The sequence below is a fragment of the Pedobacter sp. AC402 genome (assembly GCF_979252805.1).
The window spans coordinates 418,054-432,542 of record NZ_CEEDAI010000006.1 but is presented as its reverse complement, the minus strand read 5'-3'; the positions used below and the strand labels follow the sequence as shown (position 1 = coordinate 432,542).

General features: G+C 39.5%; 8 protein-coding genes. All 8 read left to right on the top strand.

Annotation, left to right across the window (positions count from 1 at the left end):
- Positions 1 to 2 precede the first annotated feature (2 nt).
- The 8 genes from AC0IWE_RS06190 (at position 3) to AC0IWE_RS06155 (ending at position 14,485) form a co-directional block, all read left to right on the top strand.
- Positions 3 to 2,504, top strand: coding sequence for a glycosyl hydrolase 115 family protein (locus AC0IWE_RS06190; protein WP_471792369.1), 2,502 nt, complete (start codon positions 3 to 5; stop codon positions 2,502 to 2,504).
- 2 nt (positions 2,505 to 2,506) lie between these two features.
- Positions 2,507 to 3,193, top strand: coding sequence for a hypothetical protein (locus AC0IWE_RS06185; protein ID WP_471792368.1), 687 nt, complete (start codon positions 2,507 to 2,509; stop codon positions 3,191 to 3,193).
- A gap of 8 nt (positions 3,194 to 3,201) precedes the next feature.
- Positions 3,202 to 4,959: a glycoside hydrolase family 31 protein gene (locus AC0IWE_RS06180; protein WP_471792367.1), complete on the top strand. Its 1,758-nt coding sequence runs from the start codon at positions 3,202 to 3,204 to the stop codon at positions 4,957 to 4,959.
- 423 nt (positions 4,960 to 5,382) lie between these two features.
- Positions 5,383 to 5,691 carry an L-rhamnose mutarotase gene (gene rhaM / locus AC0IWE_RS06175; protein WP_471792366.1) on the top strand — a complete coding sequence of 103 codons (309 nt, stop codon included), beginning with the start codon at positions 5,383 to 5,385 and terminating at the stop codon, positions 5,689 to 5,691.
- 4 nt (positions 5,692 to 5,695) lie between these two features.
- Positions 5,696 to 6,037 carry a hypothetical protein gene (locus tag AC0IWE_RS06170; RefSeq protein WP_471792365.1) on the top strand — a complete coding sequence of 114 codons (342 nt, stop codon included), beginning with the start codon at positions 5,696 to 5,698 and terminating at the stop codon, positions 6,035 to 6,037.
- A 1-nt stretch (position 6,038) separates the two neighbouring features.
- Positions 6,039 to 8,468, top strand: a complete 2,430-nt coding sequence (locus AC0IWE_RS06165) for a glycosyl hydrolase (RefSeq protein WP_471792364.1) — start codon at positions 6,039 to 6,041, stop codon at positions 8,466 to 8,468.
- A 537-nt stretch (positions 8,469 to 9,005) separates the two neighbouring features.
- Positions 9,006 to 11,228: a fasciclin domain-containing protein gene (locus tag AC0IWE_RS06160; protein ID WP_471792363.1), complete on the top strand. Its 2,223-nt coding sequence runs from the start codon at positions 9,006 to 9,008 to the stop codon at positions 11,226 to 11,228.
- A 5-nt stretch (positions 11,229 to 11,233) separates the two neighbouring features.
- Entirely contained in the window at positions 11,234 to 14,485 is a 3,252-nt protein-coding gene (locus tag AC0IWE_RS06155; protein WP_471792362.1) for a SusC/RagA family TonB-linked outer membrane protein, read from the top strand.
- Positions 14,486 to 14,489 lie beyond the last annotated feature (4 nt).

The following is a 14,489-nucleotide window of genomic DNA, read 5'->3' as shown; positions in this document are numbered from 1 at the left end:
TAATGAATTTCAGAAATTTAGCTGGCCGATCGGTATTGATGTTGTTGTTTTTGCTGCCCAAACTAAATATGGCGCAAAATGCAGGCATTGCAGTTTCTGAAATTAACAAAGTTTCCTCTTTCCCGATTGTGGAAGGAGGAAAAGCAGCTCCAATTTATATCGATAATAGTGATGCTGAAGTTGTAGGTATTGCTGCCGAAGCCTTTAAAGATGATATTCATTTGTTATCTGGTTCAACCAGCCAGATCGTTAAAAATAATGCTGTTTTAAGTGCTTATCCCATCATTATTGGTACTGTGGGTCAATCGCGCTATATCAATCAATTGCTTAAATCAGCAAAAATCAATCGCGCTACATTATCCGGCAAATGGGAAACATTTTCTATTTCAGTGATCGAAAATCCTTTAAAGGGAGTAAAAAGGGCTTTGGTTATTGCTGGCAGCGATAGGCGTGGCACTGCTTACGGCGTTTTTCAACTGTCGAGGATGCTTGGCGTATCGCCGTTATGTTGGTGGGCTGATGTGAAACCTGCAACAAAAAAATCGTTATATATTCAGGCAGGTCGGCCTTTGGTAGAGTCGCCATCGGTTAAATACCGGGGTATTTTTATTAATGATGAAGATTGGGGTATCCAACCCTGGGCAGCCAAAATGATGGATACTGACGTTAAAGATATTGGTCCGAAAACGTACACTAAAATCTTCGAACTGCTGCTCAGGTTAAAAGCAAATTACATCTGGCCGGGCATGCACCCTTCAACCAAAGCATTTTATTATTATGCCAATAACCCGGTAATGGCCGATAAATATGCAATTGTTTTAGGATCAAGCCATTGCGAACCGATGCTACGAAATAATGTTTTTGAATGGGCAGAAAATTTTGAACACGAATACGGCAAAAAACCGGGCGAATGGCGTTACGATCTGAATAAAAACGAAATTGCAAATTACTGGACGGACCGCGTAAAACAAGCCAAAAATTACGAATCGGTTTATACTGTGGGCATGCGTGGCATTCATGATGGCAGTATGCCCGGCCCGAAAGATAAAAATGAAAAAGTTAAATTATTGGGAGAGGTAATTGCCGATCAACGAACGATTTTGAGCAAAAATATAACTAAACCCATCAATTCCATCCCACAAATTTTTTGTCCGTACAAAGAAGTGCTTTCATTGTATCAGGCCGGTTTAAAACTGCCTGATGATGTAACCATTGTTTGGGCTGATGATAATCACGGTTACATCCGTCAGCTTTCCAACCCCGAGGAGCAAAAACGATCGGGGGGAAGTGGGGTATATTACCATATTTCTTATTGGGGTGCGCCGCAAGATTACCTCTGGCTTTCATCTATTTCTCCATCATTAATTTCGTATGAGTTAAGCAAAGCTTACCAGTATAAGGCAGATCGGCTTTGGGTGATAAATGTTGGCGATATAAAACCTGCAGAAATGGAAACGCAATTTGCGATGGATCTGGCCTGGAATGTTAACCAGTGGAAACCCGAAAAGGCAGATCAATATGCCGATAGCTGGGCTGCTGAAACTTTCGGTAATGAATTCGCAAAACCCATCGCCGAAATTAAGGAAGTATATTACCGTTTGGCACAAGCTGCTAAGCCCGAACATATGGCCAATGTAAATTTTACGGAAGAACAGGCTGAAGAACGTTTAGCCGCTTACCAAAGAATTTATGATCAGGCTAAGAGCCTAAATGGTAAAATGCCATCCCGATTAAAAGATGCTTTTTTCGAATTGGTTTTGTATCCTGTCGAAGGTGCGATGCTGATGAACCAAAAGATTTTATACGCAAAGAAAAGTTTGGTTTTAGCGGCAAATGGCAATCAATCTGCTTTAACTTATTCGAAAAAATCAAAAGCAGCTTTTGATCAGATTCAGTTGATTACTAAAAAATACAATGAAGAAATTGCCGGTGGCAAATGGAACGGAATAATGAGCTGGAAACCCCGTGATTTAGCCGTTTTTAAAATGCCAAAAGTTGCCGATTCCATAGCTTTGAAACCGTTAGATCATAACACGGAACCTGAAAATAAAATCATTATTCGGGCTGCTTCATTCACAGAAAAATCAGTTCCAAAGGGATTAACCCTGCAAACTTTAAAAGGCCTTGGTTTAGGGGGTAATGGCATTTCGCTTTATCCTTTTACTTTTGCACCTATTAGTGAAACCGCACTACCAAATGCCGCATTCGTTGTTTATAATGTTGATTTTAAAACAAAAGGTTTACACCAAATTGAAGTGAAATGTTTACCCACACAAGGCGTAAATAATGGCATAAAAGTGCGTTATGCTATTTCTGTAGACAATGATAAGCCGCAGATCATCAACATTTCTCCGGTTTCAGAAAACAACATCTGGAAACAGAATGTATTGCAAGGTTATGCTTCGGGTATAACCAAACACGAAATTAATAAAACAGGTAAATCGACTGTGAAAATTTATATGCTTGATCCGGGCTTAGTAATTAACCAGTTGGAAATACAATAAATATGATGAAGAAACTTTTAGCTTTTGCCCTTTCCTTAATTTTTATGTTTGCCATTGCCAGGGCACAAAGCATCGGCGATTATAAATCTGGTTTTAAGAAAACAGGTAATACCATTTCATTTTTAACCACAAAAGGAGAGGTGAAATTGGAGTTCTGTACGGCAGAAATATTTAGGGTTAGAAGCAGTTGGAACGGTAAATTCGAAGCCAATGAAAACCTGATGGTGATAAATTACAACTGGGCCAATGTAGCTGTTAAAATTTCGGATAAAAAAGATCATTTCTTACTTGCCACGTCAAAATTGGTGCTTAAATTATATAAAAATCCGTTCAGGATTGATGTTTTTGATGCAAAAGGAAAATTATTGAGCAGCGAAATTAATGGGGCCTTAGCCAAAGAAAATACAAAAGTAGGGGTAACCAAAAAACTGGAGGCCGATGAGCATTTCTTTGGTTTTGGGGAGCGTATGGATTTTATGGACCGCCGATTTAAAAAACTAACCTTAAATGTTGGTCGTGGTAAAGGTTTGCCTCATGCCGTTGGTGCTTATAATATATTAGAGGCCAATTATTGCCCGGTTCCGTTTTTTATGAGCACAAAAGGTTACGGCATTTTCTTCCACAATTCTTTTGCCACCGAATGGGATATGGGGGCTACTAAAAGGATCAGTACAGTTTTAAAGCTGTAGATGGCGAGTTGGATTACTATTTTATGTACGGGCCAACTTTTCCGGCTATTTTAGATCATTATACCAACATTACAGGCAAATCGCCAATGTTGCCACAGTTTGCCTTAGGGTTACATGCCGGCACATACAGTGGAGGTACCTGGGGTTATGAGGCACAAACATCCGATCATTATGTGGTTGAGCTGGCAAAAAAATATCGGTCATTAGGCATTCCTGTTGATCTGCTTTGGTTAGATTCTACCTGGCGACTTTTTGGTGAAATTGGCGGCAAAGGAGCAACTTCTTTCGAATGGAGAGAAACTTTTAAAGATCCAAAGTCGATGTTCGACAGCATTTATGCCATGAACTATAAAATGGTTGGCTTGCACCTTCGTCCACGTTTTGATAATGCCAAAAAGTTAAACCTGTTAGATCAGGCCCGGGAAAAGGGGTATACCTATCCTGAAAATGGCAAACCAGGCGAATTTGTAAACTTTTTTGATGAGAAAGCCACACAATGGTGGTGGGATAATGGCGTAATGCGTGTGGCAAAATTAGGTGCCAAATTTTTAAAAACTGATGAAGGAAGTGCTTTTGGATCTCTGGCCAACGAAAGTGAAAAAGTTGGTCCTACCGGAAAAGATGCAGAACGTTTACACAATCTTTTTCCAATTGCATATGCCAAAGCCCCGTTTTTGGAATTCGAAAAGTTTAATGGTTTTAGGGGGTTAAATCAAACCAGAGAAGGTTACTCAGGCATTCAACGTTATCCATATATTTTTGCAGGCGATTGGCCAAGCGAGTGGCAATATTTTGCCCCGGTAATTAAAGCCGGATTAAATGTTGGTCTTTCAGGTGTAGGCTCATGGGCGCATTGTATGGGTGGTTTCGAGCATCAGGCCGATCCCGAATTGTATATCCGCTGGGTACAGTTTGGAATGCTTAGCCCGATTGCACTTGTTTTTGGAATGGACCACCCAGGTTATAAAGAGCCCTGGAAATATGGTGAAGATGCCTTGCGGAATTTCAAAAAATACGATTTATTGCGCTACCGTTTATTCCCTTATATGTACACCAGCATGCACCAGCAATACGAAACAGGTTTGCCAATAATGCGGGCTTTGGTGCTCAACCATCAAAACGATGAAAATGTGTACGAAATAGGCGATCAGTACATGTTTGGCGATAATTTAATGGTAGCTCCGGTAACCATTAAAGGAGCCATTACCCGCTCGGTTTATCTGCCTGAAGGTACTTGGTTTAACTATTGGACGAGCCAAAAATATGAAGGTAAAAGTTATCACCATGTGGTAGCACCTTTAGATACCATTCCCTTATTTGTTAAGGCGGGCAGCATTATTCCGATGCAACCAGAAATGGCCTATAGTGGAGAAAAACCTGTTGACGTAATTACCCTGGATGTTTTTCCTTATGGAACATCAGAATACAATATGTACGAAGATGATAATTTAAGTGCTGCTTATAAAACAGGAAACTTTGCTTTAACGAAAATCACTTCTGCTTTAACAACATCAGGTTTAACGTTAAAAGTGGCAAAACCAACAGGTGTTTTCAAGCCAACTAAGCATAAATATTTAACTAAAATACATTGGACAGGCAAAGCAGATCCAAATGGGGTTTCAGAAAATGGCACTAACTTGAAAAATTTGAAAACACCAGATCGTCTGGATAAAACCGAAGGTTGGTTTTATGATGCAAAAAATAAAATTCTTTGGATCAAATCAGCTGGAGATAACAGTGCTGATTTAAGTTTTGTAGTGAATTAAAGTGGGTGGGCCATGGTGATACGGATTATGGCGATGCGTTAGTCAAACTCCTCGGTCTGTGTCCTCACAGCCTGAAACTGAAGGGTAAATAATAAATTGTCTGTGGGGACACAGACCATGGTGGTTAATCATGGCGGGTGAGTAATAAGGTTAAATAAAAATAGTTTGTGAGGACACGGACCATAGCAATACCTTAGTCGGTTTCGACATTCCCAACTTGATTGGGAATCGTAATGCTTTGGCACGGTTTATAGGTTGCATTAAGATTCCCTCCTGCGCGGGAATGACGGTAACTTAAATGGTTGAGGGCCTTATAAAAAGTTCCTCGGTCTGTGTCCTCACAGACCGAAACAAATGATTTAATAAAAAAAATGTCCGTGCGGTCATGGATCATGGCACACACTAACTAATAAAATTGAAAAAATGAAAATTGCATTTAAGATGAAACTTAAACCCGGTTTTGAAACAGAATACAAAAAGCGTCATGATGAGATCTGGCCAGAACTATCCACCTTGTTAAAGCAGAATGGAATCAGCGATTATTCTATCTTTTTAGATGAAGAAACCAATACACTTTTTGCTGTGCAACAACAAAACGGAAGCTCTTCACAAGATTTAGGCAGTACCCAGATTGTACAAAAATGGTGGGCATACATGGCCGATATTATGGAAACCAATGCCGATAATTCTCCAAAAACATTCCCTTTAGAAATGGTATTCCATTTAGATTAAAACTATGCAATTACAACGATTCTGCTCTATTTTGCTGCTAAGTATATTAACTTTTAGTTTGGTTAAAGCACAAAAGCCTGTTAAAAGTACAAGTAGCTGGCCTGTTATCGAAAAGCAAATGAAGCCCTGGACCCGCTGGTGGTGGATGGGAAATGCGGTAGACGAGCAGAATTTGAACCTGGTTTTAAAGAAATATGCAGATGCAGGTCTCGGTGGAGTAGAAATTACACCCATTTACGGTGCAAAGGGTTACGAAAAGCAATATTTACAGTTTTTATCACCAGAATGGATAAATATTTTACATGCTACAGTAAACAAAGCCAATACCCTGGGGTTTAGGGGTTGATATGAATACAGGTACAGGCTGGCCGTTTGGCGGTCCGCAGATTAAGCCCGATCAAGCTGCCACAAAACTCATCACGCAACAATACTCACTAAAAGCTGGCGAAAAGTTAACTGAAGCCATTAAAGTTAAGGAGGCTAAACAGGATTTTGCGCAGTTACAAGCTTTAACTGCTTATGGAAACAATGGCGAGGTAATCGACCTGCTTGGTAAAGTTCAGTCTGACGGATTTCTAAATTGGTCGCCAGCGAGCGGTAATTGGGATATTTATGCTGCTTTTGCAGGTAAAACCAGGCAAATGGTTAAGCGCGCAGCACCTGGCGGAGAAGGTTTTACTTTAGATCACCTTGATAAAAATGCGGTAAACATTTACCTGAAAAGATTTTCGGATGCTTTTGGTGGCAAACCACAAGGTATCCGCTCGTTTTTTAACGACAGTTATGAAGTGTATGGCGCAACCTGGACGCCAACTTTCTTTCAGGAATTTAAGAAAAACAGGGGCTACGATCTGGCCGCTCACCTTAAAGATTTAAACGGTAAAGATTCTACAGATACAAATATAGCCCGCCTAAAATCTGATTACCGCGAAACCATGGATGAACTCTTACTCCATAATTTTACGCAAAACTGGACCAATTGGGCACATCAGCTAAAATCGGTTACCAAAAACCAGTCGCATGGTTCACCAGGCAACCTGCTTGATCTTTATGGCGCAGTCGATATTCCTGAAACGGAAACATTTGGTTCGAGTTATTTTCCAATCAAAGGCATCAGACGCGATGCAGGAGATGTCCGTAATGTGGATCCAGATCCCATAATGAGTAAATTTGCCTCTTCTGCGGCACATACGGGCGGTAAAAAACTAACTTCTTCCGAAACCTTTACCTGGTTAACCGAGCATTTTAAAACATCCTTTTCACAATGTAAGCCAGAGGCCGAGCAATTGTTCCTCTCAGGCATTAACCATATTTTTTATCATGGCACTACCAACTCGCCCGCAAATGTACCCTGGCCCGGATGGCTGTTTTATGCTTCGGTAGAAATGAACCCGAACAACAGTTTGTGGCCGCAAGCGCAGGGCTTAAACAATTATATCGCCCGTTGTCAATCCATTCTGCAATCAGGAAAACCAGATAATGAAATTTTAATCTACTGGCCGGTTTACGATGTTTGGAATAAGGCTAATGGTTTGGATATGGCCCTAAAAGTACACGATGTTGATGAGTGGTTACATCCAACGGCATTTTATAAATTATCGAAAGCGTTATCCAAATCAGGTTATTCATTTGATTTTGCATCCGATAGGTTGTTAAAACAATCAACGGTTAGCCAGGCTTTGATCAGTACCAATGCCGCTGCAGCACCCTATCAGGTGTTAATTGTTCCGCAGTGCGAAATGATCAATTTAGAAACACTTAATCAAATTATAAAACTCGCCAATAATGGTGCAAAAGTAATTTTTCAGGCATTACCTAAAGATGTTCCCGGTTTAAATAATCTCGAAGCACGTAGAGCACAGTTTAAAGCCGTTTTGGCTAAATTAATTTTTACAGCAGGAGCTGATGGTATTAAACAGTTTAAAGTTGGTAAAGGAGTGGTTTTATTGGCTGATGATGTGCAAAAGGCATTAAATAGCGTTTCCATTAAAAGAGAAACTTTAACCGATACCGGGCTTGAGTTTATCAGACGAAAAACAACAACAGGCAAGTATTATTACCTGGTAAACCACACAGCGCAAGATATTGATACCGAACTTGCTTTAAATGAGCGTGGACAGGTTTTAATTATGGATCCGCAAAGTTCGAATGTTGGTTTGGCAGCTGCAAGGGATAAAAAAGTTCGGGTACAGCTTAAATCTGGCGAGAGTCTGTTTTTAAAGGTTGATAAAAATCCTACAACAAATACGCCTTGGGTTTATTTAAATAAAGCTGCAAATACGATTAACCTTAATCAAGCCTGGAAATTACATTTTACTGAAGGCGGACCGGAACTTCCTGCAGATCAGAATTTAAGTAAGCTGGTAAGCTGGACAACCCTGACCGATCCAAAATTACAGGCTTTTTCTGGTACTGGGGTTTACACTTCGAGTTTTAACCTGAGTTCAAAAGCTGCTAAAGAATATGTTTTAAACCTGAATGAGGTAGATGAAAGCGCGCGTGTATGGATTAATGGCAAGGAGGTTGGCATTTTATGGAGCATCCCTTTTCAGGCCCGTGTTGGCAAATATTTAAAAGCAGGCCAAAATACCATCAAAATTGAAGTGGTTAATTTAATGGCAAACCGGATCCGTGATATGGATATTAAAAAAATCCAATGGCGTAATTACCACGAAATTAACTTTGTAAATATTAACTATAAAGATTTTGATGCCTCAAAATGGGAGGTAATGCCTTCTGGTTTAATCGGGCCGGTAACCATTACAGCTTTTAATTGAGCTTTCCTGAACCATCATTCCATTATTGATATTAAAGCTTTTGCTTATTCTTCCCTGTGAAAAAACATAATATTATGGTATATATTGCTATTTTGAATAGTTTATACCGCCATTGGGATAGGATTTATGATGATAATATTCGCTAATTAAAAGCTAAAATCATTTAATTATTACTCCTTTTTCGTAAAATTAAGTATGATTAAATCTACTAATAATGAAGTCAAATTATAATTTTAGGAGACATTAATCGATTTAGGATGTACTTGAACGCTTGTACGTTATTTATGGCAATATTTTATAAGAAAAAGACAGGATAGTACAGGATGGAAATTTTCTGGCACCTATTTATATTTAAGAAATAATTCTAACCAGATAACCTTTTAACCAAACTTAATTAACGAACGTTAATACAATTCTATGCAATAAAACTCTACGCATTCTTTCCGATCAATTTTTCTCCCTAAACTTCTAATTGATTTAGATTCATAGCCTTTTATTGCCCGTATTTTTTGACTCTCGTTATCCAATAAATTTGCTATGAGTAAAATTTTACCCAAATTTTTAATCGTCGTTTTGACAGTTGTTTTTTTCCTGAGCAGTTGCCGGAAAAAAGAATTCGATGACTTTTATGGCCGTCCAGAAAACCTGGGTGAACCCATCTACCAGCAACTTCAGGCAAAAGGTAATTTTTCCAAATTCCTGGATTGTATCGATAAGGCAGGTTACAAAGAAACCCTAAGTTCAGCTGGTTCCTGGACGATTTTTGCACCAACTGATGAAGCCTTCGCTGCTTATTTAAAAGAGAATAACTTAACAGAAGTTAACATAGATCTTGCTTCAAAAATTGTTCGTTACTCAATGGTTTACGATGGCGAAAAGTTGGAGCGTTTAAGCGATTTTTTCTCCGTTAAAGGTTTTGTGAAAAATACCGCTTTTAGGAGAAGAACGGTTTATTACGATTTTGTTTACGATGGTAAAGACAATAATGGAAATGCCATTAAAGTAATTGCGGCCAACCGTAACGGCTCTTATCTGGCAACCGATTTTAACAATAAAAATATCAGTTATTTCTTATCACCATACATGGCCTTTAATGGTTTATCTGCGGCTGATTATAACTTTTTTTACCCAAATACTGCTTACAATGGCAACAATATAGGGCCGGCAAGGTTAATTGATGGGCAGCAGAATATTGTTGCCGAAAATGGCGTAATCCATGTAATCGATAACGTGTTAAGTCCGCCTCAAAGTATCGATCAATATATTAATGAAAAGCCTGATTACAGTGTTTTTAAAGGCCTTTTGGATAAGTTTGTTACTTATTCGTTAAATACCGACATTTCTCACCGCTACGAGGTATTAAGTGGTAAAACAGCCAATGTTTATGCCAAAACTTACAGTACTTTACTGGCTTTTTCGCCAAACAACGAAAATTATTTAAAAGTTGATGCAAATGATGCTCAACAAGGTTCTTATAGCATTTTTGCACCCACAAATGCTGCTGTTAATGCCTATGCACAAACTGTATTATTAAAATACTGGAAGAAAAAAGGCGTAAACAACCTTAACGATTTATATGTATCCGCACCTGATGTTATTAAGGATTTTGTAAACTCACACCTGTTTACCACAACGGTTTGGCCAAGCAAATTTGCCACAACACCAAACGCCTTAAACGATTTTACAACCCGTGTAGCAGCTGATGTGGTAGATAAGCAAGCGCTGAGCAATGGCTTTTTATACGGTATTAACAAAGCACAAAATGCAAATGTATTTTCGACAGTTTATGGCAATGTAAACCTGGATCCTGATTACAATGTAATGAAGCAGGCGCTGATTTATTTTGGACTTACTGCTCCTCTAAAAACACCAACATTGCGATATCTGGTGGTAATGATTCCTGATGTAACGCTAAGGAAAATGGGTTTCAATTACGATCCGTTTTTTGCATCTGCCCCGATCAGAGGCGATTTAGTAGCCCTTAAACGAATTCTGCAAACACATATTATTGCCCTTGGCGATAGGGCAGTGCCTAATTTTGCTACAGGCTCTGGAATTTTGGAAGCTTCTAACGGCGAGTACGTAAAATATGCTAGCGGTAAACTGATTTCATCAGGTACACAGGATAGCGTATCGGTTGCCAAACAAAGTATCCCGATCGATTCCATTAGTACCACACCAGTGAACGGAGCAGCGGTTTATGGAAAAGAAGCACTTACGTATACTGTGCTTAATATTGGTAAACACATCGAAAAATATGGAACCCTAACCACTGATCCCTATTATTACTTTTTTCAACTGTTAAACAACAACATTATATATACCAAGGCAACCGGGGTTATACAAGGTACGGTAGAAGGTGTAAATTATACTGTTTTCATTCCTACCAATGCGGCCATAATGCAGGCGGTGAAAGATGGTGTTTTACCAGGAAATGTAACTACGGGCATACCCACCACTGCGCCTACAGATGGTTCGGATGTTACCAGAGTGAGTAAATTCTTACTATATCATATCATCAATAAAAACACCGTTGTAAGCGATGGACAAAAGATCGGGCAGTTTGAAACCCTGATGAAAAACGATGGTGGCGATGCGGCAAAAATTACCATAGCATTAAATACAACCACTACACTAATGCTTAGGGATGTAATCGGCAGAACAGCCAATGTGCTTTTGGGGCCAACAGATAGAAGTAATGTTTTATCAAACCGCACAGTAATCCATCAGATCAATAATTACTTAAAATATCAATTCTAACCGATATGACTAAAAAATATACTTTACGTTTATTAGCCTTGCTGTGCTTTTTATTTGCGTCTGCAATTGCCAGTGCGCAGCAAATTAACTACGTGCGGGGAAAGATTATTGATAAAAAAGATAAACAGCCCATTATCGGTGCTTCGGTTGTAATTGTTGATAAAGACCGCAGGGTTATAAAAGGCGTATCATCAGATATTGATGGTAACTATACTTTGCCCGTAGCAGATAAAACCTATAGAATTTCAGTTTCTTACATTGGCTATAAATCAACCGCACCAATTGCCATTGATAAGGCAACAATTAACTTTCAGCTGGAGTCGGCTGATAACCAGATGGATGAGGTTCAGATTGTTTCGAAAGCCAAAGCCGATAACGGTAGCGGAATGAACATTGATAAGCGTGATCAAACTTCTGCTATTGGTACCATTAACGCCAAAGAGCTTGAAGATATGCAGGCCGCCTCTATCGATCAGGCTTTGCAGGGCCGTTTGGCAGGTTTGGATATTGCAGCAAGCAGTGGCGATCCAGGTGCACCCATGCAGATCCGCATCCGTGGTACATCTTCTATAAATGGTGCTGTAGATCCTTTAATCGTGGTAGATGGTATGCCTTACGACATTACTATTCCATCTGATTTTAACTTTGCAACTTCTGATGAAACCAATTACGGCCAGTTATTAAACATTGCGCCATCAGATATTAAAGATATTAGTGTGTTAAAAGATGCTGCGGCAACAGCCATCTGGGGTTCGAGGGCAGCAAATGGTGTTTTGGTTATCAATACCAAAAGAGGAACTATGGGGCCGCCAACTATTTCTTATAATTTTAAAGGTTCATACTCTAAACAGCCAAGTCCGGTACCCATGTTAAATGGTAACCAATATTCTACCCTAGTGCTGGAAGAATTTTACAACGCCGGCCGTCAGTTTTCTACTTCTGAGTTTGCCAAAGAGTTTCAATACGATCCGAACGACCCTTATAACTATTTTAATTACAGCAACAACACCGATTGGTTAAAAGCCATCACCAGGATTGGGTATCTTCAGGATCATAACCTTTCTATTTCCGGTGGGGGCGAAAAGGCCAAATACCGTGCATCATTAAATTATTTTAACCAGGAAGGTACAACCAGGGGTACAAGTTTGGGCCGTTTAAGTGCCCGTGTAAATTTAGATTACCAGGTATCTACAAAAATTAGGTTCAGTGCAGATATCGTGTACACACATATCGATAACGAAAATCTTTACAGCACCAAAGTCAGGGATATTGCTTATCAAAAAATGCCCAACCAATCTGTTTACGAGTACGATGAATATGGCAACCTTACTTCAAATTATTTTAGTCCGCTGGCTACCGCCCAGGGCACTTACCCAGGTACATATAATCCATTGGCTATGGCAAATGCAGCCAGTAACCATCAGCTTGGCGAAAGGGTAATTCCGAAGTTTTCATTACAGTACCAAATAGTACCCGACCGTTTAAGGTTAAATGCAAACTTTCAGGTAGATATTAACAATTCAAAAACCAAAACCTTTTTGCCTCAAATTGCAACGGGTAAGCTGTTTACCGATGCTGTGGTAAACTCTACAGGTGATGTTGACGGTGATGGATTTACAATGGCATCCAACATTACTTTGGCTTATACGCCAGAGTTAGGTAAAAAACATGATCTGATTGCCTTTGCAAGATTTGATAGCAACGATAGCCGCAGAACAGGGCAGGGGATGTTTGCAACCAATACCGCATCATCTTACCTTGCCGATCCATCTATCGATGGACGAACAAATGCCGTTGGCTCTGTATATTCATCATATGCCCAAAGTCGTTCGGTGGGTTTGCTGTTAAATGCGCAGTACAAATTTTTAGACCGTTATATTTTTAATGCAGGGATAAGGGGCGACGGTAACTCTAAGTTCGGGCCAAACAACCGTTATGGTGTTTTCCCATCAGCATCGTTAAGGTGGAGGGTATCTGGCGAACCTTTTATGAAAAGAACTGAAAAGTTTATCGACGATTTTAGTTTCAGGGCAAGTTATGGTATTGTAGGTAATGCACCACGTGGAGATTATACCTATTTAAACACTTATCAAAATTACGGTTTCAGTTACCTGGGCATGTCTGGCGTGTATTCAAGCAATCTCGAATTATCAGATTTAAGATGGGAAAAAGTAGCCCAATCCAACCTTGGCCTTACCCTTAACATGTTCAAAAATGCCATTAATATGGATTTTGATGTTTACCGTAAACGAACTACCGATTTATTTTATCCTGGCATTGCCATACCAACCTATAATGGTTATTCGGGTGTAGATCTTAACGTGGGTACGATGGATAACCAGGGCTGGGAATTTAACCTGAATGCTACACTGATCAGAAAGAAAAATTTTAGATGGGATTTTAGTTTCAATATCTCGCACAATGAGAATATCATCCGCGAAATTGATCCGCTTTACCCTCGAGAAAATAAAGGAAAAATTACTTCCAATAATGTATTTAAGGTTTACATCCAGGAAAACAACCCGTTTGGCTCTTTTTACGGGTTCAAGTTTAAAGGAGTTTACAAAGATTTAAATTCAACCATTGCCCTTGATGATAGCGGCAACCAGATTGTTGGTCCAAACGGACAAAAAGTGTACATGCGTTTCGCTTATCCATCTGTTGATTACGTTTTTCAGCCCGGCGATGCGATGTATGAAGACATTAACCATGATGGAAATATCGACTATAAGGATATTGTGTATTTAGGTAACAGTAATCCAAACTTAACAGGTGGTTTTGGTACCGGAATTACCATTAATGGCAACATCCGTTTTGGTGCCAACTTTAGCTACCGTACAGGTTACCAGATTATTAACGGAACAAAAATTACCACCACCAATATGAATGGTTTTAGCAACCAAAGTACTGCGGTACTAAGGCGGTGGAGAGCCGAAGGCGACGTTACCGATATGCCAAGAGCAGTATATGCCACCGGATATAACTTTTTAGGCTCTGATAGGTATGTAGAAGATGGCTCTTACCTGCGTTTGCGCAGTGTAACCCTGAAATACGATTTCAGTAAAAACTTTATGAAAAGACTGGGTATGAAAAGTTTAAGCGCAAATTTAATGGTAGAGAATATTTTAACCTTTACCAAATATACAGGCCAGGATCCGGAAGTGCCGGTAAAGCTCACGGCATTTTCTACCGTGGTTGATAACTCCACCACCCCGCCAATAAAAACAGTTACTCTTGGTTTAACAGCAAATTTTTAATCAG

What these genes read in the sequence shown, in the direction of transcription:
- AC0IWE_RS06190 (WP_471792369.1), top strand. Translation starts at nt 3, where the DNA reads ATGAATTTCAGAAATTTAGCTGGCCGATCGGTATTGATGTTGTTGTTT.
- AC0IWE_RS06185 (WP_471792368.1), top strand. Translation starts at nt 2,507, where the DNA reads ATGATGAAGAAACTTTTAGCTTTTGCCCTTTCCTTAATTTTTATGTTT.
- rhaM (WP_471792366.1), top strand. Translation starts at nt 5,383, where the DNA reads ATGAAAATTGCATTTAAGATGAAACTTAAACCCGGTTTTGAAACAGAA.
- AC0IWE_RS06170 (WP_471792365.1), top strand. Translation starts at nt 5,696, where the DNA reads ATGCAATTACAACGATTCTGCTCTATTTTGCTGCTAAGTATATTAACT.
- AC0IWE_RS06165 (WP_471792364.1), top strand. Translation starts at nt 6,039, where the DNA reads ATGAATACAGGTACAGGCTGGCCGTTTGGCGGTCCGCAGATTAAGCCC.
- AC0IWE_RS06160 (WP_471792363.1), top strand. Translation starts at nt 9,006, where the DNA reads ATGAGTAAAATTTTACCCAAATTTTTAATCGTCGTTTTGACAGTTGTT.
- AC0IWE_RS06155 (WP_471792362.1), top strand. Translation starts at nt 11,234, where the DNA reads ATGACTAAAAAATATACTTTACGTTTATTAGCCTTGCTGTGCTTTTTA.